This is a genomic window from Flavobacterium sp. UBA7682, assembly GCF_002482945.1.
In the GTDB taxonomy this organism is placed as follows: Bacteria; Bacteroidota; Bacteroidia; order Flavobacteriales; family Flavobacteriaceae; genus Flavobacterium.
Window position 1 is genome coordinate 136,010 of the sequence record NZ_DLGY01000046.1, and the last position, 23,646, is coordinate 159,655.

General features: G+C 34.6%; 22 protein-coding genes. 9 read left to right on the forward strand and 13 right to left on the reverse strand.

Going from position 1 to position 23,646, the window contains the following annotated elements; all coding sequences use genetic code 11:
• Positions 1 to 2 precede the first annotated feature (2 nt).
• The 4 genes from B3C16_RS14380 to B3C16_RS14395 form a co-directional block, all read right to left on the reverse strand.
• Entirely contained in the window at positions 3 to 389 is a 387-nt protein-coding gene (locus tag B3C16_RS14380) for a DUF1566 domain-containing protein (protein WP_147406799.1), read from the reverse strand.
• Positions 390 to 505: 116 nt separating this feature from the next.
• A complete protein-coding gene (locus B3C16_RS14385; protein ID WP_291132834.1) occupies positions 506 to 2,653 on the reverse strand; it encodes a polyribonucleotide nucleotidyltransferase in 2,148 nt (715 codons plus the stop codon).
• Between the two features lie 153 nt (positions 2,654 to 2,806).
• The gene (gene rpsO, locus B3C16_RS14390) at positions 2,807 to 3,076 is read right to left on the reverse strand and encodes a 30S ribosomal protein S15 (protein WP_121311785.1); all 270 of its coding nucleotides are present in this window, start codon (positions 3,074 to 3,076) and stop codon (positions 2,807 to 2,809) included.
• Positions 3,077 to 3,176: 100 nt separating this feature from the next.
• Positions 3,177 to 3,638 carry a GAF domain-containing protein gene (locus B3C16_RS14395; RefSeq protein WP_291132836.1) on the reverse strand — a complete coding sequence of 154 codons (462 nt, stop codon included), beginning with the start codon at positions 3,636 to 3,638 and terminating at the stop codon, positions 3,177 to 3,179.
• Between the two features lie 70 nt (positions 3,639 to 3,708).
• Here B3C16_RS14395 and xrtF point away from each other — a divergent pair, with 70 nt between their 5' ends.
• From xrtF to B3C16_RS14440, 9 genes are all read left to right on the forward strand, one after another.
• The gene (gene xrtF / locus B3C16_RS14400; RefSeq protein WP_291132838.1) at positions 3,709 to 4,266 is read left to right on the forward strand and encodes an exosortase family protein XrtF; all 558 of its coding nucleotides are present in this window, start codon (positions 3,709 to 3,711) and stop codon (positions 4,264 to 4,266) included.
• On the forward strand, positions 4,241 to 4,687 hold the full coding sequence (locus B3C16_RS14405) for an exosortase F system-associated membrane protein (protein ID WP_291132840.1): 447 nt from the start codon (positions 4,241 to 4,243) through the stop codon (positions 4,685 to 4,687). Before xrtF ends, B3C16_RS14405 begins: the two co-directional genes overlap by 26 nt.
• A gap of 56 nt (positions 4,688 to 4,743) precedes the next feature.
• Positions 4,744 to 5,574, forward strand: a complete 831-nt coding sequence (locus B3C16_RS14410) for an ATP cone domain-containing protein (protein WP_291132842.1) — start codon at positions 4,744 to 4,746, stop codon at positions 5,572 to 5,574.
• A 1-nt stretch (position 5,575) separates the two neighbouring features.
• Positions 5,576 to 6,931 (forward strand): MBL fold metallo-hydrolase, encoded by a 1,356-nt coding sequence (locus B3C16_RS14415; RefSeq protein WP_291132844.1) that lies wholly within the window; start codon positions 5,576 to 5,578, stop codon positions 6,929 to 6,931.
• A 52-nt stretch (positions 6,932 to 6,983) separates the two neighbouring features.
• Positions 6,984 to 7,403 (forward strand): HYC_CC_PP family protein, encoded by a 420-nt coding sequence (locus B3C16_RS14420; RefSeq protein ID WP_291132846.1) that lies wholly within the window; start codon positions 6,984 to 6,986, stop codon positions 7,401 to 7,403.
• A gap of 79 nt (positions 7,404 to 7,482) precedes the next feature.
• The gene (locus B3C16_RS14425; protein WP_291132848.1) at positions 7,483 to 9,504 is read left to right on the forward strand and encodes a TonB-dependent receptor plug domain-containing protein; all 2,022 of its coding nucleotides are present in this window, start codon (positions 7,483 to 7,485) and stop codon (positions 9,502 to 9,504) included.
• Positions 9,505 to 9,547: 43 nt separating this feature from the next.
• Entirely contained in the window at positions 9,548 to 9,919 is a 372-nt protein-coding gene (locus tag B3C16_RS14430; RefSeq protein ID WP_291132850.1) for a heavy-metal-associated domain-containing protein, read from the forward strand.
• Positions 9,920 to 9,983: 64 nt separating this feature from the next.
• On the forward strand, positions 9,984 to 10,721 hold the full coding sequence (locus B3C16_RS14435) for a DUF2490 domain-containing protein (protein WP_291132852.1): 738 nt from the start codon (positions 9,984 to 9,986) through the stop codon (positions 10,719 to 10,721).
• Between the two features lie 72 nt (positions 10,722 to 10,793).
• Positions 10,794 to 11,483, forward strand: a complete 690-nt coding sequence (locus B3C16_RS14440; protein WP_291132853.1) for a DedA family protein — start codon at positions 10,794 to 10,796, stop codon at positions 11,481 to 11,483.
• Between the two features lie 18 nt (positions 11,484 to 11,501).
• On the opposite strand, the gene B3C16_RS14445 is transcribed toward B3C16_RS14440, so the two are convergent.
• The 9 genes from B3C16_RS14445 to B3C16_RS14485 all read right to left on the reverse strand — a co-directional run bounded on the left by B3C16_RS14445 (position 11,502) and on the right by B3C16_RS14485 (position 23,535).
• Positions 11,502 to 13,856 carry a hypothetical protein gene (locus tag B3C16_RS14445; protein WP_291132855.1) on the reverse strand — a complete coding sequence of 785 codons (2,355 nt, stop codon included), beginning with the start codon at positions 13,854 to 13,856 and terminating at the stop codon, positions 11,502 to 11,504.
• Between the two features lie 148 nt (positions 13,857 to 14,004).
• Positions 14,005 to 15,636, reverse strand: coding sequence for a chaperonin GroEL (groL, locus tag B3C16_RS14450; protein ID WP_291132857.1), 1,632 nt, complete (start codon positions 15,634 to 15,636; stop codon positions 14,005 to 14,007).
• Positions 15,637 to 15,715: 79 nt separating this feature from the next.
• A complete protein-coding gene (gene groES / locus B3C16_RS14455) occupies positions 15,716 to 15,991 on the reverse strand; it encodes a co-chaperone GroES (protein WP_291132859.1) in 276 nt (91 codons plus the stop codon).
• Positions 15,992 to 16,128: 137 nt separating this feature from the next.
• Entirely contained in the window at positions 16,129 to 16,467 is a 339-nt protein-coding gene (gene secG / locus B3C16_RS14460; RefSeq protein ID WP_291132861.1) for a preprotein translocase subunit SecG, read from the reverse strand.
• Between the two features lie 12 nt (positions 16,468 to 16,479).
• A complete protein-coding gene (locus B3C16_RS14465; protein WP_291132863.1) occupies positions 16,480 to 17,304 on the reverse strand; it encodes a tetratricopeptide repeat protein in 825 nt (274 codons plus the stop codon).
• Positions 17,305 to 17,403: 99 nt separating this feature from the next.
• Positions 17,404 to 17,910 carry an LptE family protein gene (locus B3C16_RS14470; RefSeq protein ID WP_291132865.1) on the reverse strand — a complete coding sequence of 169 codons (507 nt, stop codon included), beginning with the start codon at positions 17,908 to 17,910 and terminating at the stop codon, positions 17,404 to 17,406.
• Between the two features lie 59 nt (positions 17,911 to 17,969).
• Positions 17,970 to 19,301: a sigma-54 interaction domain-containing protein gene (locus B3C16_RS14475; protein WP_291132867.1), complete on the reverse strand. Its 1,332-nt coding sequence runs from the start codon at positions 19,299 to 19,301 to the stop codon at positions 17,970 to 17,972.
• 80 nt (positions 19,302 to 19,381) lie between these two features.
• Entirely contained in the window at positions 19,382 to 20,830 is a 1,449-nt protein-coding gene (gene miaB, locus B3C16_RS14480; protein ID WP_291132869.1) for a tRNA (N6-isopentenyl adenosine(37)-C2)-methylthiotransferase MiaB, read from the reverse strand.
• Between the two features lie 98 nt (positions 20,831 to 20,928).
• On the reverse strand, positions 20,929 to 23,535 hold the full coding sequence (locus tag B3C16_RS14485) for an NACHT domain-containing protein (RefSeq protein WP_291132871.1): 2,607 nt from the start codon (positions 23,533 to 23,535) through the stop codon (positions 20,929 to 20,931).
• Positions 23,536 to 23,646: the final 111 nt, after the last annotated feature.

Here is a 23,646-nt window from a genome sequence, read left to right on the forward strand (position 1 = left end):
CTTTATACAGTTTTTGGAGTCGAAACTTTTGAACTCACTACATTTTGCCCATTTGAAAAATCAATAGTTTTTATTGGGATGACATCAATCTCGGTTGAATCCCAATATACAACATTTGTAAAGTTGCCAGGGTTTTGTTGGTGTAAATTGGTATAAAGCAAAGCTAGTTCATTTTCGCTGGGCAAAAACCAATCTTTTTTACCGTTTAATTGATAGCCTAGCGCTTCTTTGGCTATTCGTTCAATCAAGCAGAACAACTTATCGTCTTTATGAATTAAATCTTTAGCATTTGGAATGACAATACTGTCATCGAGGTCTTTGTAACTATTGATGATAAGCATTATAAATAGCAAAGTGGCTATTTTTGAGAGTTGTATTATTTTTTTCATAATAATAGGTTTTTATCTAAAGTCATTAAAAAATGAAAAGGTTGCGTTAGCTACTAAAAATAAAAAACCCAACTCATTACTGAGCTGGGTTTTAGTATGAATTAATATATTCTGAATTAACCTTGTGGAGCGTCTTTTTTCTCTTCTCTTGGAGGTCTTGGTAAAAGTGCTTTTTTCGACACTTTTTCTTTTCTGGTTTTTGGGTCAACACCTAAGTATTTCACCATAAACACATCGCCCATTTTTACAACGTCGGCAACGTTTTCTGTTCTTTCCCAAGCCAATTCTGAAACGTGTAATAACACTTCGTTTCCAGGTGCTGCAGTATATTCTACTACGGCTCCAAAGTCGAGCATCTTAATTACTTTCACTTCGTAGGATTCGCCCATGGTTGGTTTGAAAATGATAGAATCAATTTTCGCCAATACTGCTGCAATTCCGTCCGGATCAGTTCCTAAGATTTCAACAACACCTTGTTCGTCTACTTCATTAATAACGATTGTAGTTCCCGTAGCTTTTTGTAATTCTTGAATCACTTTTCCACCAGGTCCAATCAAAGCACCGATGAAAGCACCAGGAATAGTTCTCATGATAATTTTCGGAGCGTGAACTTTAACTTCAGTTCTTGGTTGTGCTAACGTTTCAGTCAATTTTCCTAAGATATGCAAACGACCATCACGAGCTTGTGCCAATGCTTGCTCCATGATTTCGTATTTCAATCCGTCAATTTTGATGTCCATTTGACAAGCCGTAATTCCTTCAGAAGTTCCGGTTACTTTGAAATCCATATCGCCTAAGTGATCTTCGTCACCTAAGATGTCAGATAAAACCGCGAAACGATCACCATCTGTAATCAATCCCATAGCAATTCCTGAAACAGGACGAATCATTTGAACTCCGGCATCCATTAAGGCTAATGTTCCGGCACAAACAGTTGCCATAGAAGACGAACCGTTTGATTCTAATACTTCAGAAACTATTCTGATGGTATATGGATTTTCAGCAGGGATCATGTTTTTCAAAGCTCTTTGAGCCAAGTTTCCGTGACCAACTTCTCTTCTTGAAGTTCCTCTTAACGGACGAGCTTCTCCGGTTGAAAATGGCGGGAAATTATAGTGTAAATAGAATTTTTCTTCTCCTTGTTCTGATGGTGAATCAATTTGGTTGGCTTCTCTGGAAGTTCCTAGAGTAGCTGTTGCCAATGCTTGAGTTTCTCCACGGGTAAATAAAGCCGAACCGTGAACAGATGGTAAATAATCTACTTCACACCAGATTGGTCTGATTTCAGTAGTTTTTCTTCCGTCTAAACGAGTTCCTAAATCTAAAGTTACATTACGAACTGCTTCTTTATTGGTTTTGTAGAAATATTTAGAAACTAAATCTCCATTTTCAGCCAATTCTTCTTCTGTAAATAATGCTTTTACTTCTTCTTTTACCGCGTCAAAAGCTGCTGAACGTTCGTGTTTAGCCGAACCTTTGCTTGCAATAGCGTAAATCTTATCATAAGCCGCTGCTTTTACTTTAGCGTAAATAGCTTCGTCTTCTTTTTCTTGTTCATACGTACGCACTTCTTTTTTTCCAAAAGCTGTAGCCAATCTTTCTTGAGCGGCAATTTGTACTTTAATATGTTCGTGAGCAAATTTGATAGCTTCTACCATTTCGGCTTCTGAAATCTCTTTCATTTCTCCTTCTACCATTGCGATAGAATCAGTAGAAGCACCAATCATCATGTCGATATCAGACAATTCTAATTGGGCACGAGATGGATTGATGATAAATTTACCGTCAATTCTTCCTACTCTGGCTTCAGAAATTAAAGTTTCAAACGGAATGTCAGACAGAGCTAACGCTGCCGAAGCGGCCAAACCTGCTAAAGCATCCGGCATAACATCGTCATCATGAGACATTAACTGAATCATCACTTGAACTTCTGCATGGTAATCACTTGGGAAAAGCGGACGCAAAACACGGTCAACTAATCTCATGGTTAATACTTCGTTGTCGCTTGGACGTGCTTCTCTTTTAAAGAAACCACCAGGAAAACGACCTGCTGCGGCAAATTTTTCACGATAATCTACCGTTAACGGTAAAAAGTCGATACCCGGACTTGCTTTTCTTGCGGATACTACTGTTCCTAAAATAACAGTTTTTCCAATTCTTACTACTACAGAACCGTCAGCTTGTTTGGCCAAACGCCCTGTCTCGATTGTGATGCTTCTGCCATCACCTAAATCGATAGTTTCTACAAATAATTGTGGAATCATAAATTTTCCTTTTTTAATTTTACATTGGTCTCCGCCTGTCGACAGAATTAGTTGTGTTGTTGTAGTTGTTGTGTGTAACCCAATGAAAAACCAAAACTTTCTTCGTTGTTTATAAAACAAAAAGAGGCGCGCAAGCACCTCTTTAGATATGTATTATTTTCTAATACCTAATTCTTTGATAATCTCACGATATCTGTTAATCTCTTTTTTCTTCAAGTAGTCAAGAAGACTTCTTCTTTTACCTACTAAAAGAACTAACGAACGCTCAGTGTTGTAATCGTGACGATTTTTTTTCAAGTGCTCAGTTAAGTGAGAGATTCTGAAAGTGAACAAAGCGATTTGCCCTTCAGCAGATCCAGTGTTTTCAGCTTTTCCTCCGTGTTTAGCGAAGATTTCAGCTTTTGTTTCTTTACTTAAATACATTCCAATATTATTTTAAATGATTATTATGTATGAAATGAGGTTTTCTCAATTCGTGTGCAAAGGTAAAAATAATTATTAATTATGAGTTATGAGTTATGAATTATTTTGAAAATAATTTTGCAACTTCTTCATTTACAGACTCTAAAAATCTTTCGTCTGCTTCGGTAAAAGGATCAATCACATGACTGTCGATGTCGATTTGACCTATGTTTAGGCCATTAACAAAAAGCGGCACAACGATTTCCGATTTCACCGTAAAGCTGCAAGCAATATAATTGTCTTGCGCCGATACATCAGGAACGACAAAGTTTGCATTAGATTCAGCCACTTGTCCGCAAATGCCTTTTCCAAACGGAATTACCGTATGGTCTGTTTCGGCGCCAACGTATGGTCCGAGGTGTAAAGTTTTGTTTTCATGATTGGCAAAATAAAATCCAACCCAATTGTAGTAATCTACATTATCTGATAGGAATTGACAAAGGTTTTTTAATTTCACCTCTCTTTCCGAATTGGCATCCGAGAGAATCGTTATTACCCGAGGTTTCAAATTTTCGAAATTCATTTTCAATTTTTTATGCAAAAGTAACGACTGCGCTTTTTTTATTTTATATAAATTTGTTAAAAATTCCATTTTGAAAAATCTGCTACAGCAATACAAACCGTTTTTACTTTTTTTGGGAAAATTTTTGCTGACGTATTTGGTTTTGACCATCATTTATCAATCATATTTAAATCGATTCGATGTTTCAAAAAATGAAGTGGATTCTTTTACTCAACTTGTGGCTAATCAAACGAAATCAGTCTTGACTTTATTTGATGCAACAGCTTATAATGAACAACATCCAACAGAACCAAGTATAAAAATCATTTACAAAGGACAATACATTTCCCGAATTATTGAAGGTTGTAATGCTTTGAGTGTGATTGTTTTGTTTGTTTCATTTGTGATTGCGTTTACCGGTAAATGGAAACAAACGCTTGTTTTTATTCTCTTGGGAAGTATTTTAATTCACATTCTTAATATCGCTCGAATCGCTTTATTGTGTATGGCTTTGTATAGTTTTCCGCAGTATGAACATGTTTTGCACGGTGTCATTTTTCCGTTAATCATTTACGGAGTGGTGTTTTTATTATGGGTTATTTGGGTCAATAAATTTTCTTTACATGCTACAACTACTGCTAAAAAATAAGTCAAAGGTATTTTGGTCATTGTTTCTAATTGGATTATTAATCTGTATTAGACTTTTTGAAGACCATTTGTTTTATGATCCGTTTTTAAACTATTTTAAAAGCGAATACGCTCATGCGAAATTGCCGCAATTCAATGTGTTTAAACTGTTTTTTAGTTTAGGGATGAGATTTTATATCAACTCAGTGATTTCTTTGTTTTTGCTGTATGTGATTTTCAAAGACACCAAAATTGTTAAGTTTTCGATGTTGTTGTATATGATATTAGGCTCAATTCTAATGATAAGCTTCATTTTTGTGCTGACATTCTTTGGCGAAGAAAACAAGATGACACTTTTTTATATCAGGAGATTTTTAATCCAACCGATTTTTATATTGCTATTTATTCCGGCGTTTTATTACCAAAAACAAGTCAAAAAGTAAGCGATTTTTCGTAACTTTACTATTGTGTTGCAAGCTGAAATTTAATTTCGTTTATCATGAAAATAATAAAGCATTCGGGAAATATTGTCGATTTCAATCGGGACAAACTTAAAAGTTCTCTACTTAAATCAGGCGCCAACAAACATGTTGTAGAAGATATTCTGCAAGAGATTGATAAACAAATTTACGAAGGCATTTCTACCAAGAAAATCTACAAGTTGGCTTTTGGGTTGTTGAAAAAGGTTTCTAATTCCAATGCGGCAAGATACAATCTCAGAACCGCCATTCAAATGCTTGGTCCGGCGGGTTTTTTCTTCGAAAAATATATTGCTCGATTATTTCGTTCCGAAGGTTATTTGGCACAAACTAACTTACTGTTGTCGGGAAAATGCGTTGGACATGAAGTAGATGTTGCGGTTAAGAAAAATGAACAGGTAGAAATGATTGAATGTAAGTTTCACCCCAAAAGCGAGACCAATTCGGATGTGAAAGTGCCTATGTATATACTTTCTCGTTTCAATGATTTGAAGGATCGAAACCATATTATTTTTACCAAAAAAGATAAAATTTCAGGTTGTTGGATAGCGACCAATAACCGATTTACAGGTGATGCTATGGCTTTTGCCCATTGTTCCGGATTGCAATTGCTGAGTTGGGATTATCCTGAAAAATCCAGTTTAAGAAAAAGAATTGATGAAGGACAATTGTATCCAATTACTTGCTTGACTACTTTGACTTTGGCTGAAAAAGACAAATTATTGGTGCAAGATGTTATTTTGGCCAAAGAAATCATCAATAATATGGGTGCACTTGAAGAAATTGGATTAAGCCCAATCCGAATAAAAAATGTGATTAAAGAAGCTTCTGAGCTTTGTAAATATATTTAAAATGAAAATCAAATTCTTAGGCGGCGCAGGAACAGTAACCGGTTCCAAGACATTAATCGAAAGCAACGGAATCCGAATTCTGATTGATTGCGGATTGTTTCAAGGCATTAAACCTTTGCGAGAACTCAATTGGGAACCATTGCCAATTTTGCCCAACACAATTGATTATGTACTATTGACTCATGGTCATTTAGACCATTGTGGTTGGTTACCAAGATTGGTCAATCAAGGTTTTGATGGCAAAATTTATTGTACGAGTCCAACTAAAGATATCACCAAATTGATTTTGTTAGACAGCGCTAAAATTCAAGAAGAAGAAGCTGAGCGCGCCAATAAAGAACATTTTTCCAAACACGAAAAAGCCGAACCTTTATACGATTTAGCCCAAGCCGAAAAGGTATTTCCAATGTTTCGAGTTATCAAACCGAATGAAGATGTGGCTTTGGATGCAGAAATTTCAGCGAAGTTTACTAATGCCGGACATATAATTGGCGCTTGTTCTGTCGAATTAACTTTAGAAAATAAAACGTTAGTATTCTCAGGGGATATTGGTCAAGATGACGATGTGTTGATGTACGCGCCGACGAAACCAAAGAAAGCCGATTATGTGTTTTTAGAAAGTACTTACGGCAATCGAATTCATCCTGAGGAAGATGTGAAACTGTTATTGGAAACCTACATCAACAATACGGTTCAAGCAAACGGAACAGTGATTATTCCGAGTTTTGCGGTGGAACGCGTGCAGACTTTGATGTATTTGTTGTGGCAATTAAAAAATGAAGAAAGAATCCCCGACATTCCTTATGTGATTGACACACCAATGGGTATTAGTGTCTTAGATGTGTTTATGGATAATCGAAATTGGCACAAATTATCCGAACAGGAATGTATCGACATGTGTAAAATGTTTACGATGAATTCGGAATACCAAGAAACCATTGCCACAATTTTTGATCAACAATCCAAAGTAATTATCGCCGCCAGCGGAATGATTACCGGTGGAAGAGTATTGAGTTATTTGGAACGATACATTGGCTTACCGGAAACCACAGTAATCATTGTTGGTTATCAAGCCGAAGGAACAAGAGGCAGAAAACTACTCGAAGGCGCAACAGATATTAAAATCTATGGCAAATATTATCCGGTTTTGGCCAAAATTTTAGAAATCGAAGGATTATCAGCACATGGTGACCAAAATGATTTGCTGAATTGGCTTTCGGAATTAAAAGACAAACCGAAAAAAGTGTTTTTAGTCCACGGCGAAAATGAACCGGCAGATGAATTGCGAATTAAAATTCAAGAAAAATATGGGGTTGATTGCTCAGTTCCTTTGATGGGGCAAGAGTTTGAGTTGTAAGTTTTAAGACCATTTTAAGTTTTTTAGAACTGAATATTATTAACTTTGTAACATGAATTTTAAAAAGCACATTAGTATTTTAACCGCTTTGCTGATATTGGTTTCCAATTCGGGTTTGGCGTTTAGTGTGCACTATTGTGAGGGAAAAATTGCTTCCATTTCTTCTGTTTTTTCTAAAGAAGAAGTTTGTGAGATGCCGGTTGTGGTTGAAAAAACCTGCTGCGCCAAAGTTGAAACCACGCACAAAGACTGTTGTTCCGATAAGAAAGTCGACTTAAAAAACAAGACCGAAAAAATAATCATCAAAACGATTTCACTCGATTTTGAACCGGCTTTTTTCTCCGAATATAAAAATCACTTTTTTGCGGTAGCTGATGCGCCAAAATTTGTGGATGATAAAGTGGCTTTCTATTGCGATTCTAATGCGCCGCCGCTTTATAAACTTTATTGCCAATACACTTTTTACGCCTGATTTAATCTGAATTCCGTTCAGGTTCTCATTATTTCTACTGAGGATCATTTGAAATCGAATTAATTTTAAATCAACAACAATGAAAAATATACCGTTATTCCTGACGTTGTTATTTTCTGCTTTGGGATTTTCACAAGAAACTTTGAAACAAGACACTTTGAAAACCGTAACAGTAGAAGGCAGCCGAAAGGGAATAAAAAAATCAATAAAAGGCGCTGCCAATACTACTTTGGTCACGAGCAAAGAATTACTAAAAGCAGCTTGCTGTAATTTGGCCGAAAGTTTCGAAACCAATCCGTCTATCGACGTTAATTTTTCGGATGCTTTAACCGGAACCAAACAAATCAAAATGCTTGGGCTCACGAGTCCATATATCATGATTACCGAGGAGAATATTCCTTCTGTTCGAGGAGCTTCTCAAGCTTACGGTTTGTCATTTACACCCGGAACTTGGGTAGAAAGTATCCAAATTACCAAAGGCGCCGGAAGTGTTGTTAATGGTTACGAAAGTATTTCGGGCCAAATTAATACCGAACTAATCAAACCATTGGGCGACATTCCGTTCTTTTTGAATACTTATGGCGATACCGGAAGTCGTTTCGAAATCAATACCCATTTCAATAAAAAAATCTCGGATAAATGGTCGACAAGTTTGTTCGTTCATGGCAATGCCCGCGTTTCCAAAAACGATATGAATGACGATGGCTTTATGGACAATCCTTTGGGAAAACAATTAAACATCGCCAATCGTTGGCAGTATTACAATCCGGAATCTGGTTGGGTTTCGTTTTTAAATGTTCGTTATATGAACGATAAAAAACAAACCGGAGAATTAGATTTTGATCCCGACAGAGATCAATTGACCACCAATTATTGGGGTTCTGAAATCAATACCGAACGTTTGGATTTTTCCTCTAAAATCGGTTATGTTTTCAAAGATATGCCTTACCAAAGTATTGGTTTTCAAAATGCCTTTACGACACACAATCAAGAATCATATTTTGGTTTGAACCAATATGATATCAAACAGCAAAGTTATTATTCGAACCTGATCTTCAATTCGATTATCAGCAATACGATGCACAAGTTTGCTACAGGTTTAAACTTTTCATATGACAAGTATGCTGAATTCGTAAACTTGTCTGATGTGAGTCGAATTGACAATTCTGTTGGTGCTTTCTTCGAATATACTTTTGATAATAACGACAAGTTCAGTTATATTTTGGGTGGGCGACTGGATTATCACAATAGGTTAGGAGCATTTTTTACTCCAAGATTACACGTGAAATATAATCCTTGGGATAAATCTGTAATTCGTTTTTCTGCCGGAAGAGGAAAGCGCGCCGCGAATATTTTTGCGGAAAATCAAAATCTTTTTGCGAGTTCCAGAACGTTTTCAGTTTTGGATACCAATGGAAAAATTTATGGTTTAGATCCTGAAATTGCTTGGAATTATGGATTAAGTTTTACGCAAAACTTTATGCTTTTCGGGTTGAAAGCCGATACGACCATTGACTTCTACAGAACTGATTTTCAAAACCAAGCGGTAGTTGACGTAATGAATTCACCGCAACAAGTTTTGTTTTACAATTTGGATGGAAAGTCATACGCCAATAGTTTGCAATTGGATTTCAACTTAGAAATTATTAAGCACTTGAATTTGAGAACGGCTTATAAATATTATGATATTTCTACCGATTATCTTTCGGGCAGTTATCAAAGACCTTTGCAAGCGAAGCATCGTTTCTTTGGCAATCTCGAATTTGAAACCCATATCAAAGAAAAAGGACAGCAATGGAAATTTGATTACACTTGGAATTGGTTAGGCAAGCAACAATTGCCCAACACGTCAAGCAATCCGCATCACGACCAATTGCCGGAGTTTTCTCCTTCGTTCTCGACTATGAATGCCCAAATTACCAGAACATTCTCAAGTACTTTTGAAATATATATTGGTGGCGAAAACATTGGGAATTATACTCAGCATAAAGCAGTTTTGGGAGCTGAAAATCCTTTTGGATCTACTTTTGATACGTCAATTGTTTATGCGCCGGTTTTTGGTGCCATGTATTACGCAGGTTTAAGATTCAAAATAAAATAAATAATTGTCAGCATCGAAAGATGTTGAACTAAATTCAACATAAATGAAAAATATAGTTTTAGGAATGATGTTGCTTTTTGTTGGCTTTACAACACAAGCACAAGACACCCGAGGCGGAGCCGAACTGAGCGGAGCTAAAAAGAGCAAGAATGCCAAATACGATATTGAAGTCAACGGTAATTGCGAAATGTGTAAAAAGCGAATAGAGAAAGCGGCTTTTTCCGTTTCGGGAGTAAAAAGTGCAGAATGGCATATTGATGACCATACTTTACATTTGATTATTAATGAAGAGAAATGTTCTCTTATGGATGTAAAAAAAGCCATTGCAAAAGTTGGTCACGACACTGATGAGGTAAAGGCAACAGAGGAAGATTATCAAAAACTTCACGGTTGTTGTCTGTATGAAAGAAAATAATTTTAAAAACTCCTTAACTTTTTAAGGAGTTTTTAATTTCTATTTTTGCCAAAAAACATTTGCTTTGAAAATAATATTCACTTTTATCTGCCTCACTTTTTTTTCTATTGGATTTTCACAACAAATCAAGCAAGATCAGAGAGTTTGGTTTGCTTACACCGGTCAATATAAAGTTTCCAGCCATTGGGGTTATCATCTTGAAGCGCAATTTCGGATGGATAACCAATTGGAACAAAATCAGCAGAATTTATTCAGATTAGGAGCCATTTATTATCTCTCAGATTCTAAGAGTTTAGCCGGAGGTTATGCCTTGGTTAATACTTTTAGTGCTTCTGCGGATGATTTTTTTAAAGAGAATCGAATTTGGGAACAATACCAAGTCAACAAAAAATGGCACAATAAGAAAAACACTATGACAAATAGGTTCCGTTTAGAACAACGTTGGGTTGAGAAAATTACATTAGTCGATAATAATGTTATTTCGTTGGGTTCTGATTATCAAAATAGATTGCGTTATTTGAATCGTAATTTGTTTCATATAACAGACTTGAAATCTACCAATGACGAACTTTATTTGGTATTGCAAAATGAATTTTTTTTTAATTTGGGAAGCAATAAGGTAAATGATAAAATATTTGACCAAAACCGCTTTTTAATTGGGCTCGGACTCAATTACAACAATAATACCCGATTGGAATTAGGTTATCTAAACCACTATATTACTTCTTCATTTTCTGATGATGTGATGAACCATACCGTGTCGATTTCTTTAATTCAAAATCTAGTGTTGCAAAAACCTTAAAATTGGATGTTATCCCAAAAAAAAGCACTAATTTCACGCTCGAATTTTTTACCCATTTTAATTTTATAATCCATGAGTGATTTTGATTGGATGCAATTATTGAATCCTGAGTTTTACATAACCATGACAGTTGGTGGTGTAAAAATTGGGCTTTGGATTGTATTATTTATTGTATTTGCCGAAACCGGTTTATTCGCAGGTTTCTTTTTACCCGGAGACAGTTTGTTGTTTTTAGCCGGAATTTACAGCCGTGATTTAGTTGAGAATTTCACTATTATTGAAAGTGATTTGATTAATGTAAGCTTATTGGCGTTTTTAGTAGCTGTTGCCGGAATTTTGGGAAATATGATTGGTTATTGGTTTGGTTCCAAAAGTGGTTATTATTTATATAAAAAAGAAGACAGTTTTTTTTGGAAGAAAAAATACTTAATCCAATCGAAAGACTTCTTTGAAAGATATGGTGGTAAAGCTATCATCTTTGCTCGTTTTTTACCTGTAGTAAGAACTTTTGCGCCAATTGTGGCCGGAATCGTTACGATGGATAAGAAGAAATTTATGTTCTACAACGTGTTAAGTTCTTTCCTTTGGTCGTTTATCTTAATTTTTGCCGGACATTATTTATATGGTTTGTTTTTAGAGAAGTTTGATATTGATTTGAAACACCACATTGAGAAAATTATAATCATTATTATATTGGTTTCTACTTTACCGGTAGTACTTAAAATGATAAAAAAACATCCAAAAGAGGAATCGGAAAACTAACCAAACGTAGTTTTAAAATTAATCAATTGCCATTTTGAATTCTTTATGAATTAGTTCACCATCAATGGTAAAGCCTTGAATGATGATTTTGTAATTTTTGATATTGGCGTCTTGAAATTCAAATAGAAAATTTCCTTTTTCGTCAGTTAAGATGGTTTGATACCAGTCTACAATTCCGTAATTTTCAAATCCTTTATTGGCAAAACTTTGATACTCATTATTCATAAAACTCGAATTACTTTCGAAACCTTCTTTAATTAAAAATGGAACCGACTTTATAATTGATTTTGAAGTAAAGTTTTTTCTCCTGTAAATTTTGATAATTCCTTGTTTGTTTCTGGTTGAAGGCACAATGGCATTCGCATTGATGTAAATTTCATCAATCTCGACCATGTCCATCATGTCAAGTTCTGCAAATGAAAACAAGACTCTGTCATCAATAAATACTTCGGGTGTTGGTCTTGCGCCTAAAAGAGAAGATATTTGTCTAGAGGTGATGGAAACTTCTCCAGTAGCTGTTCTGTTTACATTAAAACCATTTTGCTCAATAAAAACCAACAAACTTGTGGTGTCATTTTCATCTATTTTGTATCCACGTAGATAAGAATTTCCAAATTTATTTTCATTTACTAAGGTTTTTTTTGGTTTGGCTTTGACCACCACATCTTTTAAATTGATGATTTCTCCGTTGAATTTCGGTAAATCAAATGAAGTGTCATAATCATAAACTTGAGGTTTCGGACAATCGCTGAATGGCGCCAAAAAAGGTTTTTTAAAGGGCTTATTCCTGTTCAAAACTTGTGTCGCGAAGTGGGTTGAAATAACATTTAAATCAGGAGATTTTAACAGTGATAATTCGACAACTGTGGAATCGGCAACGGCTATATTTTCGAATTGATATTCGTTTTTCTTATTTACATCAGATAGCACTAAAATTAAATCTTTAACAGAATATAATCTTACTTTGTAGTCTTCATTATTTTTCAATTCTTGATTTATAGTTCCTTTTATGGTTAAACCAATGTCAAAAGTGTAGCTAGATTTAGGCGGATTGGAAACAATATTTCCCCAATCATATTTAGGTTTACTTTGATTTAGTAAAACCAAATCTAATTCATAATTTTTTTTTCTTGAAGGTTCTGTGAAGTAGTAATTAGCATTGGTAAAACTTTCACTAATATAAGGGCTGATGGTTGAAGAATAAATTAGATTATCTTCAATGTCTAGTGCTTTCGTTTCTTCGGGCAAAATGGAGATGCTTAAGTTTGCATTGGCATATTCTGAATAGCCGGCCATTTTTATTTTACCGTCTTTCTTGAAGTTGGACATTATACTCAAAGGTTTATTTTCCTTTTGATGAACATAAGTGATTCTTTCGCACCATTGTTTTAAATCGTTGTCAATTATTCTGATGGTATTGATGCCTTCAAAGAGGTATTTGTTTGTAATTGACATAGTTTGTTCATAATTGTCTTTATTCAATTGCAACGGTATAATGGATTTTTTATCATCTTGATGAACAACAATGTAAAGTTGCTTGTTTTTTATAAAAGGTTTGGTTTCCGAATTAGTTTTTATTTTAAGAATAGCTTGATCCGAATGTGAGAAATTGTTGACTTCAAGTGCGATGCCAATATTTGAGGCGATGGGTAATTGGGTTTCAATTTTTTTATTGTTTGAATGAAACACCACTTTTATTGGATTATTTGAAGGCATAATTTCAAATTTTCCGTAACCAAACTGATTCAATTTTATGATTTGTAAAATAATACCATTGTTGTCTTGAATTTCAATCTCTGCATTTTCAGAAGTTCTTCCTTGACAATCGGCTAATTTTACACCTACTACATTATTGACGCCCTTAATTAAAGTACCGCCTTCTGGGTTTAGTGTTATGGTAAGAGATTCGTCGGGATTTTTATTTTCTAAAATCGCGCCTTCTGTTGGATTGATGATTTTTATTTTTTGAATTGTTGATTCGTTTTCAAAAAAATTATTCATCCAATTGGTATAGACTTGAATATAATAATCACCGGAATGAAGGTTTTTATCCAGTTCGAACTTTCCTGTAAAAGTTCCGTTATTGGCAAAAAGTAATTTTTCAAACAATTTGTTGCCTTTGTCATCATACAGCAGAGCAAAAACATTGGTGGTGCTAAAAAAGGGTTGCTGTGTTTTTCTATTGACTATGTATCCTTTTAGCCAAATTTTTTCATTGGATAAAAAAGTAGTTTTGTTGAGATGAAGATTGATGTTTTCTCTTTCTAAAAAGAAATATTGTTCAAGAGCTGTTGCGATTTTAGAAACGTTTTCGTCATGGGTTTCTTGACTTTGAATAATGTTTGAAATAAAGAGGACAATTATTAAAAGCAAATTTTTACACATCTCTAAGGGATTAGAATATTCACTCTCAAAAATATAAAATTTTATTTACAAAAGAAATAAAAAAAACGCCCCGAAATATCGAGACGTTTTTGGTGTTTATATTATAAAATATTGGAATTTAAATCCAAAGAAAATTTTACATCATTCCCGGCATTCCACCGCCCATTGGCATTCCGCCACCAGCGTTTTCTTCTTTGATATCTACTAAAGCACATTCGGTTGTTAAAATCATGCCGGCAACAGAAGCAGCGTTTTCCAAAGCTACACGAGTTACTTTTTTAGGATCGATGATTCCGGCTTTTAACATGTCAACGTATTCATCAGTTTTGGCGTTGTAACCAAAATTGGCTTTGCCTTCTGAAACTTTAGCCACGACAACAGAACCTTCCAAACCTGCGTTTTCAACAATAGTTCTCAAAGGAGATTCTACTGCGCGAGATACAATTTGGATTCCGGTTGCTTCGTCAGCATTGTCAGATTTTAAATCGGCTAAAACACTTTTAGCTCTTAAAAGGGCAACACCGCCACCGGCAACAATTCCTTCTTCAACAGCGGCACGAGTGGCGTGTAATGCATCGTCAACACGATCTTTTTTCTCTTTCATTTCTACTTCTGAAGCAGCACCAACGTAAAGTACAGCAACGCCACCGGCCAATTTAGCCAAACGCTCTTGCAATTTTTCTTTGTCGTAGTCAGAAGTTGTAGTTTCCATCTGGGCTTTGATTTGGTTGACACGATTTTTAATCATGTCCGCGTCACCGGCACCGTTTACAATGGTTGTATTGTCTTTGTCGATGGTTACTTTTTCTGCAGTTCCCAACATTTCTAAAGTTGTATTTTCTAAAGTATAACCGCTTTCTTCCGCGATTACTGTTCCACCCGTTAAGATGGCAATGTCTTCCAACATTGCTTTTCTTCTGTCACCAAAACCAGGTGCTTTTACCGCTGCAATTTTCAAGGCACCGCGTAATTTGTTTACCACTAAAGTCGATAAAGCTTCCCCATCAACATCTTCAGCAATGATCAATAATGGTTTTCCAGATTGTGCTACCGGTTCTAAAATCGGTAATAATTCTTTTAATGAAGATACTTTTTTGTCGTATAAAAGAATATAAGGTCTTTCTAATTCAACTTCCATTTTTTCTGGATTGGTAACGAAATATGGAGATAAATAACCTCTGTCGAATTGCATTCCTTCTACTACGTCAACGTAAGTGTCAGTGCCTTTAGCTTCTTCTACGGTGATTACGCCTTCTTTTCCAACTTTCCCAAAAGCAGTAGCGATTAATTCGCCAATCACTTCATCATTATTAGCCGAAATAGAGGCAATTTGTTTGATTTTTTCAGAATCGCTTCCAACGACTTGTGCTTGTTTGCCTAGGTCAGCTACGATAGCTTCAACCGCTTTATCGATTCCGCGTTTTAAGTCCATCGGATTAGCGCCGGCCGCTACATTTTTCAAGCCTTCTTTTACGATAGCTTGCGCTAAAACTGTTGCAGTTGTTGTTCCGTCACCGGCCAAATCATTGGTTTTAGAAGCTACTTCTTTCACCATTTGAGCACCCATATTTTCTAATGGATCCTTCAATTCGATTTCTTTGGCTACGGTAACACCGTCTTTGGTAACGTTTGGTCCACCAAATGATTTTCCAATGATTACGTTTCTTCCTTTAGGTCCTAAAGTCACTTTTACTGCATTCGCTAAGGCATCAACACCACGTTTTAAACCATCGCGAGCTTCAATGTCGAATTTTATATCTTTTGCCATAATATTTTATTTGATAATTTGTTAATTTATTCCACTGCGTTCCATACAATTCGGCTGCGCCTAGGGTCGGTTATTTGAATTAGATAATTGCTAGGATGTCATCTTCGCGCATGATTAAATAATCTTTGCCATCGAACTTTAAATCGGTTCCGGCATATTTTCCGTATAAAACTGTATCGCCAACTTTAACCGTTAAAGGTTCGTCTTTTTTACCGTTTCCTACTGCTACAACTTTACCTTTTTGTGGTTTTTCTTTAGCAGTATCTGGAATAATAATTCCGGAAGCTGTTTGTGTTTCGGCCTCAGCCGGTTCCACAATCACTCTGTCTGAAAGAGGTTTAATATTTAATGCCATAATGCTATGTTATTTGTGTTATTATGATTTTGTTTTTCGTCATTTCAGAAATTGTGCCAAGCCTTAAAAACTGTCATTTTTTCCTAAAAAAAATGCCAGCATGTCAGCGCTGGCATTAGGATAAAGATATGTCTTTATTATTTTTTCTCTTCCGCCGGTTTAGCCGGAGTAGTAGTTGCTGGTGTTGATGGAGTAGCTGTTTTTGGAGCAATTTCAGTTTGGTCAATCACTTTTGAATCTGATTGTCCAACCATGCTTGGGAAACTAATGCTTGACAATAAAATCAAAACAATTAATGCTGTAGCTAAAAACCAAGTACTTTTATCTAAAAAGTCAGTAGTTTTTTGAACACCACCCAACATTTGAGTTCCACCTAGTGAAGAAGATAAACCACCACCTTTAGGATTTTGTACCATCACAGCGATGATTAATAAGAAACAAACTAAAGTTATTGCTGCTAAAAAAATAGTAAACATGATATATTGTAATTAATTGTTATTCTGTTGTAAAATTTTAATATCCGAAATTCGGTCTGCAAAGAAACTACTTTTTTCCGGATATTTCAAAATTAATATTTCATAAGCTTGTATTGCTTTCGAATATTTTTTTTGCTCCAAATAAACTCTGGCCAAAGTTTCGGTCATCAAATAAGAAGTGTCTTCTGCAATTGGCGCTATTACTGGTACTGTAGCGTCTTTGGCGATAGGTGTAATCTTCGGGTTGTTCTCGATGAATTTGTCTATTAAATCGATTTTTTTCTTTTTATCTTCTTCTGCAATCGATATGTTTTTTGAAGATTCTTCTCTAACGATTGGCTTAAATCTCGATAATTGTAACCATTCCTGAAAAGAGTGCTTTTCGTCTTTAGAAAATTCTAAGGGTTTGCCAATTGCTAATTTTACTTCGGCTTTTTGTTCTTGAGAAGGTAATGATTCTTTAATTGACGTAAGAATTGATTGTTCCAATGGGTCAATTTGTATTGGTTTATATTCGACAATTACTTCTTCGATACCAACAACATTCATATTCATTAACTCTTCGAGTTTTTTTTCATACAAACCTTTTTGGACTGAAACAAAAGAATCTGAAGTGATGAAATCAAACAAAATACTTCTATCCGTTGTGTAGGCTGCCGAAATTTTCAGTGCGTAATTATAATTGAAACTATCCTGATTGTACAAATGTTTTAACTTCAACACACGGGCACTTTGGAAATAAGGGAAAGCGCTTAGTACATTGTCTAAGGTTTCCGCATGCCTATCATTGATGGCTTCAGGTTTGTTGAGTAAATATGTGTAATCGGTTAAATTCAAATTTGTTCAGTGTTCAATGTTCAGTGTTCAGTGTTCAGTGTTCAGTTGGATTCTAAATTACAAGAGCTGCCAACTGCGACTGAATACTGACAACTATTTCTACCATTTGGCTAATGTTTCGTTGAAAATATCTTGAGTGATTCGTTCAAAAATGACATCAAGTGCTTCTGTTAGTTGCGAGCCAACTAGTTGGTTTTGACCGCTGTAATCATAGAAGAAAGAAAATCTTTTTTCGAAGTTATCCGCTTCTTTTTTTTTATTGGTAAAACGAACCATAACCGCAATCGTCAATCTGCTTTGTGCTGCTTTTTGATCCGCTGTTGCTGTCATAGGAGTAATTCTGTAATCGGTAATTTCACCCTCATACAACAAATCACCATTGGAATTCGTCAGATTTAAATTGGTTTGATTCTGAATTAAATCCTGCAAACGCAAAGTGAATGTTCTTTCAATTCCGGGTTCTACTAAATCGGAAGCATTTTGGAAATAATTCACCTGAAAGGTTTTGGCGTTTATGTTTCCGCTAGTTCCGGTAAAATTGTATACCGAACAACTGTTAATGCTAAAAGCGATTAGTAAAAGTAAAATGTAATGTATATTTTTCATAGAAGCTTCAAAGATATATTTTTCAATTGTTAATTATCAATTTTCAATTATCAATTGAGTTACAAATCAAACTGCTTAATCTTTCTGTACAAAGTTCTCTCTGAAATCCCTAGTTCATCAGCAGCGGCTTTTCGTTTGCCTTTGTGGCGTTCCAATGATTTTTTGATGAGTTCGATTTCTTTTTGTTCCAATTTCAATACTTCTTCCTCTTCAACGGTTTCGGCATCCAAATAATTTTGATCCTCTTCATCCTCAAATTCTTCTTGTTGTGCTTGATTTTGAGTCGGAATTACATTAACTCTTGGGGATTCTTCGAACGAAATTTCGCTTTCCGGTTCTTTAGCTCCGTAGACTTTTTGAATCAAACTCGGATTGATATCCTGCACTTTTGCGCCGTTTTTCATGAGCTCCAAAGTCAGTTTTTTCAAGTCATTCAAATCGCTTTTCATGTCGAAAAGGACTTTGTATAAAATATCTCTTTCGGTGGCAAAATCACTATCGGATTTCTTTCCGCTAATCACTGAAGGTAAATTGCTTCCTTCAACAGGAAGATAAGATTGTAAAGTCGACAGAGAAATATCACGATTGGTTTCTAAAACTGAAATCTGTTCGGCTACATTTCGCAACTGACGAATGTTACCACTCCAACGGTATTTTTGTAAAAACTGAACCGCATCATCACTCAATCTGATTGGTGGCATTTTGTATTTGTGCGCAAAATCGGCGGCAAATTTTCTGAATAACAAATGAATATCGTCTTTTCTATCGCGTAATGGCGGTAAAGGAATATCTACGGTGCTCAATCGATAATACAAATCCTCACGGAATTTTCCTTTTTCTATCGCGTCAAACATATTGACATTTGTCGCGGCTACAATTCTAACATTGGTTTTTTGCACTTGTGAGGAACCTACTTTAATAAATTCACCATTTTCCAAAACACGCAACAAACGCACTTGTGTCGTCAGTGGCAATTCGCCTACTTCATCCAAGAAAATTGTTCCACCATCGGCTACTTCAAAATAACCATCGCGAGCGTTATTGGCCCCGGTAAAAGCGCCTTTTTCGTGACCAAAAAGTTCACTGTCAATTGTTCCTTCCGGAATCGCGCCACAGTTTACAGCGATGTATTTGCCATGTTTTCTATGCGAAAGCGAATGGATAATTCTCGGAATACTTTCTTTACCAACACCACTTTCACCTACAACCAATACCGAAATATCCGTTGGAGCAACCTGAATGGCTTTCTCCACGGCACGATTGAGTTTTGGGTCGTTCNNTACCGAAATATCCGTTGGAGCCACTTGTATCGCTTTCTCAATGGCACGATTGAGCTTCGGGTCATTCCCGATAATCTCAAAGCGTTGTTTTATGTTTTGAACTGATTCCATTTTTTAATTGATAATTGATAATTAGCAATGGATAATTGATTTTGGTTTAAACCTAATTATCAATTATCCATTATCAATTGTTAATTCATTTCGCTGTATCCAACCGCTTCTCCAATCAATGTAGCCGTGGTACAATCACTTATTTTAACCATTACGAAATCACCTACTTTGTAATCGCCTTTCGGGAAAACAGTCACCATATTTTCAGAGTTTCTGCCGCTCCAGTGCTTGTCTGATTTTTTAGATTCTTTTTCAATCAAAATTTCCACCGTTTGACCCAAGAAACGCTTGGTTCTTTTTTCGCTTAATATTTGTTGTAAGTCTACAATGTCTTGTAAACGTCTTTTCTTAACTTCTTCCGGAACATCATCTTCCATTTTTCTAGCGGCCAAAGTTCCGGGTCTTTCTGAATACGCAAACATATAACCGAAATCATATTCTACATATTCCATCAAAGTCAAGGTGTCTTGGTGATCTTCTTCAGTCTCCGTTGGGAAACCTGAAATCATGTCCTGAGAAATCGAACAGTTCGGAATTATTCTTTTGATTTTATCCACCAGCTCAATGTATTCCTCACGAGTATGCTGACGGTTCATTTCTTTCAAAATTCTGGTACTTCCGCTTTGAACCGGCAAGTGAATATAGTTGCAAACGTTGTCATATTTGGCAATCACATGCAATACCTCTTCATGCATATCTTGAGGGTTTGAAGTCGAAAAACGGAAACGCATTTTTGGAAACGCAATCGCGCATTGTTCTAACAACTGAGCAAAATCAGTCGCTGTGGCTTTCTGTATTTCGGTGGCTTTGTCGAAATCTTTTTTTAAACCGCCGCCATACCAAAGGTAACTATCGACATTTTGGCCTAAAAGACAAACTTCTTTGAAACCTCTGTTCCACAAGTCTTGGATTTCTTCTAAAATACTTTGCGGTTCACGACTTCTTTCTCTTCCACGGGTAAAAGGCACCACACAAAACGTACACATATTGTCGCAACCACGTGTAATCGAAACAAAAGCATTCACACCGTTGCTGTTCAAACGAACCGGTGAAATATCGCCGTAAGTCTCATCTTTAGAAAGGATAACATTAATCGCGTCGCGACCTTCTTCTACTTCTTTCAATAGATTCGGTAAATCCTTGTAAGCATCAGGGCCAACAACCATATCAACGATTTTTTCTTGTACCAAAAATTGGTCTTTCAAGCGTTCCGCCATACAGCCCAAAACACCCACTTTCATTCCCGGATTGATACTGCGTTTTACCGCATTGTATTTCTCCAAACGCTTTCTAACGGTTTGTTCAGCTTTGTCTCGGATAGAACAAGTGTTGACCAAAACCAAGTCGGCTTCCTCTAAATTCTGAGTCGTATTATAACCTTGCTCGGTCAAAATAGACGCTACAATTTCACTGTCCGAAAAATTCATCGCACAGCCATAGCTTTCTATAAATAGTTTTTTAGTGTTGCCTTCTTTATATTCCAGCACCATACTGGTACCTTGTTTTTTCTCGTCAATTTCCTTTTCCATAAAAATAATCTTCGCTTAATCGTCCCGACGATTCGGGAGGCAAATATAATACTAAATTATAAAATATGACAAGATGGCAGAGGTGGTTTAACAAAATGTTATATTTGATCTATCTCGTAATAAAACATACTTATACCATCTCGTTGTTTTCTTCTAATTTTTTTTATCGAATGATTTTCAAAAAAATCTTTGTCAAAGGAATTATTCTCTTTAAATTTTTTGAGGAAATTCGGTGTTATAGCTTTTACTTTATTGAATTTGTAATTCACAAAACTATTATCTTTAAAAGTTGTGTCATTGAATATTACACATTCACTAAATGTTACCTCAATAAATTTATTATTATCAAATTTGGTGTTGCTAAAAAGACCGACAAATGTGGAATTTTTAAAAACATTATCACTAATGTCCATACTCTGAAAAAGGTTTTTAGAAAATGAAATATTTGTAAACTCATTATCGGAAATGAATTTTACAAAGTAAAAATCATCATTGAATTCTATATTTTTGAATCGGGAACTTCCGTAAAATGAAAATGAATAGTTAAAAAGATAATTATTTAATTTACTGTCAGTAATAATTTTAGAGTTTAAGTTAAAGTTAGATAGGTGAAGAAATGTCCAAAATGTATTGAAAATATTTATTGACTTTTCCATTGAAGATAGTTCGCTATTTTGATAATCATATTTTAGCAAGAAGTCATTTTTCAATAAGTCGTAAAATATATGTTCCGATTGTTTAAAAATAAGCTCTTTTTGTTCATCAGCTTCATTTAGAATGATTGTTTCAAGATTGTTCTTAATTATATCTTCTACTGGTTTATTACCAACTAACTTGTTCAAGTGATAAAAGTAATCTTCAGAGGATTTGTGTATTAAATCTCCATCATTGTCTGTTGTTAAAAGGAATTTTTTGTTTTCTTCCCAAAAATATTCCGCAGTAAGATATTCCCACAATGAATTGTGAAAAAATTCTATTGCCGTTTCATTAGATTTTGTGTTGGATTCCTGAAAATAGAAGCTAACAAGAAGGTATTTGCTAATCTCTTTTAATTTTTCAGGATTGGTTGAGAATTGACTATCGAAACATTCACGTATAAATTTTTTAGTCGCTTCCAATCCTTGAAGCTTGTCCAATGTAATGTATAAATTTTTTGATTGATGAATCTCGAACGCAATTAATCGTATGTATTCTCTGAGGAGTTTTTCATATCTTTTGTAATCTGTCTGTAAACTTTTATTAATATAATTTAATTGACCATTTTTATCCCAGCTCCTTTTTGCTAAAGATGAAAAAATCTTGTTATATAACTTTGCTTTGGAGTCATTTTCGTCAATATCAATGTCAGAAATTGCAATAAAATAGATTATCACTGCTTGTTGTAATAATTCCAAAACATGAATATATTTATCAGTAGATATTATTTTCTCTATTTGGTTAACAAATTTGTTGTCAGGATAAAAGGACTTAAATTTTTTTGAATAATTTTCAATTTGTTTGTTAGAGAGTGTTTTGATTTGAATTATTAGAGATCCATCAATACAAGAATCAGTTAATTTTAAGTAATTTAGTCTTGATGTTAAAATTATTTTTAAAGATTTATTTTGTTGAGAGGTTTTGTTTAGACGATCATAAAGGTTTCTCAAATCAGAATCATTAAGGCCGCCACTCATGTAAGACTCGTCGAGGCCGTCTAAAATCAAAATGCAACTCTCTGTCCTAAAGTTTATTTCTTGATTTAGATACTCATTTATAGTCTGAAAAGGGTTGTCGATAAAATTTCGCGCAATAAGATCTCTTATCTTTATAAAGAATAGGGGTGTTTTAGGAAGTCCTGACTGACTGTTCAAGTAGTCAAATACAACGCGATAACACAATGAGGTTTTGCCTTGTCCAGGCTGACCTAAAATAAATAACATATTATATATTTCATTGCAATCATCATACTTATTTCCCTTTAAAAAGAAATTGTTTATGAAGTCATGTATGTTTATTTCCTTGTCTTTTGTTTCAATAAAACTATATTCATTTAAATGATCATAACCATTGCTCTTGTGAATGTTAAAGTTTGGTTCAATATATAAATCTTTTAGCGTCTCTTTACATTCAGTAACGCTAATTTGTAATGGATTGGTGTATAGTTCTTTAATATTGATGTAATGATCGAGTATTTTATTAAATTTAGTATTGGATTTTATGATTGGGTTTTCAAAAAAATGATTAATTTCTTGATATTTTTCTTTATATTCATGAAACTCTTTTTCTAGATTAGCTCTGAAATAATAAAAATATTGATAATTAAGGTTAGTCGTGACTTCAATGTCTAGTATGCTACAGTACTCTTCAAATATCTCATAGGTTTTATTTAAATACTCTGGATTTGAATAGGTATTAGAATTAAAAAAATCACTTTCAATAATTATTTCCTCTTCGAGTAAACGTTTTAATCTTATTTCTAAGATGGCTTTATCTGTAATTAGACTTTCCTTTTTGTCTATTGCTTTTTGATTGATTTGTTTCGATAATTCTAAAAATGTTCTCTTTGTTGTATTAAAAAGAAGTAGAAATGATTTCATTTCAATTGAAGTTTCAACTTTCAACAATTCTGTTAGTGAAGTTCCAATGTTAAAATCGAAAAGGTTTTTCACTATTTCTTTATAGTTTGGTTTTATAAGGTATTGTGAGCATTTTAGTTTTATTTCCATTGTTGATTTTTTTTTTAAACTGTACAATTTCAAATATAAGAAAATTTAAGTGTTGAATAAATCTAATCTTTTTAAGTCAATCATCGTTAAAAAACTACACTAAATCGGTAT

Excerpts from the sequence above, each read along its gene's own strand:
- B3C16_RS14380 (WP_147406799.1), bottom strand. The coding sequence starts at position 389 with ATGAAAAAAATAATACAACTCTCAAAAATAGCCACTTTGCTATTTATA.
- B3C16_RS14385 (WP_291132834.1), bottom strand. The coding sequence starts at position 2,653 with ATGATTCCACAATTATTTGTAGAAACTATCGATTTAGGTGATGGCAGA.
- rpsO (WP_121311785.1), bottom strand. The coding sequence starts at position 3,076 with ATGTATTTAAGTAAAGAAACAAAAGCTGAAATCTTCGCTAAACACGGA.
- B3C16_RS14395 (WP_291132836.1), bottom strand. The coding sequence starts at position 3,638 with ATGAATTTCGAAAATTTGAAACCTCGGGTAATAACGATTCTCTCGGAT.
- B3C16_RS14405 (WP_291132840.1), top strand. The coding sequence starts at position 4,241 with ATGCTACAACTACTGCTAAAAAATAAGTCAAAGGTATTTTGGTCATTG.
- B3C16_RS14410 (WP_291132842.1), top strand. The coding sequence starts at position 4,744 with ATGAAAATAATAAAGCATTCGGGAAATATTGTCGATTTCAATCGGGAC.
- B3C16_RS14415 (WP_291132844.1), top strand. The coding sequence starts at position 5,576 with ATGAAAATCAAATTCTTAGGCGGCGCAGGAACAGTAACCGGTTCCAAG.
- B3C16_RS14420 (WP_291132846.1), top strand. The coding sequence starts at position 6,984 with ATGAATTTTAAAAAGCACATTAGTATTTTAACCGCTTTGCTGATATTG.
- B3C16_RS14425 (WP_291132848.1), top strand. The coding sequence starts at position 7,483 with ATGAAAAATATACCGTTATTCCTGACGTTGTTATTTTCTGCTTTGGGA.
- B3C16_RS14430 (WP_291132850.1), top strand. The coding sequence starts at position 9,548 with ATGAAAAATATAGTTTTAGGAATGATGTTGCTTTTTGTTGGCTTTACA.
- B3C16_RS14440 (WP_291132853.1), top strand. The coding sequence starts at position 10,794 with ATGAGTGATTTTGATTGGATGCAATTATTGAATCCTGAGTTTTACATA.
- groL (WP_291132857.1), bottom strand. The coding sequence starts at position 15,636 with ATGGCAAAAGATATAAAATTCGACATTGAAGCTCGCGATGGTTTAAAA.
- groES (WP_291132859.1), bottom strand. The coding sequence starts at position 15,991 with ATGGCATTAAATATTAAACCTCTTTCAGACAGAGTGATTGTGGAACCG.
- secG (WP_291132861.1), bottom strand. The coding sequence starts at position 16,467 with ATGTTTACTATTTTTTTAGCAGCAATAACTTTAGTTTGTTTCTTATTA.
- B3C16_RS14470 (WP_291132865.1), bottom strand. The coding sequence starts at position 17,910 with ATGAAAAATATACATTACATTTTACTTTTACTAATCGCTTTTAGCATT.
- miaB (WP_291132869.1), bottom strand. The coding sequence starts at position 20,830 with ATGGAAAAGGAAATTGACGAGAAAAAACAAGGTACCAGTATGGTGCTG.
- B3C16_RS14485 (WP_291132871.1), bottom strand. The coding sequence starts at position 23,535 with ATGGAAATAAAACTAAAATGCTCACAATACCTTATAAAACCAAACTAT.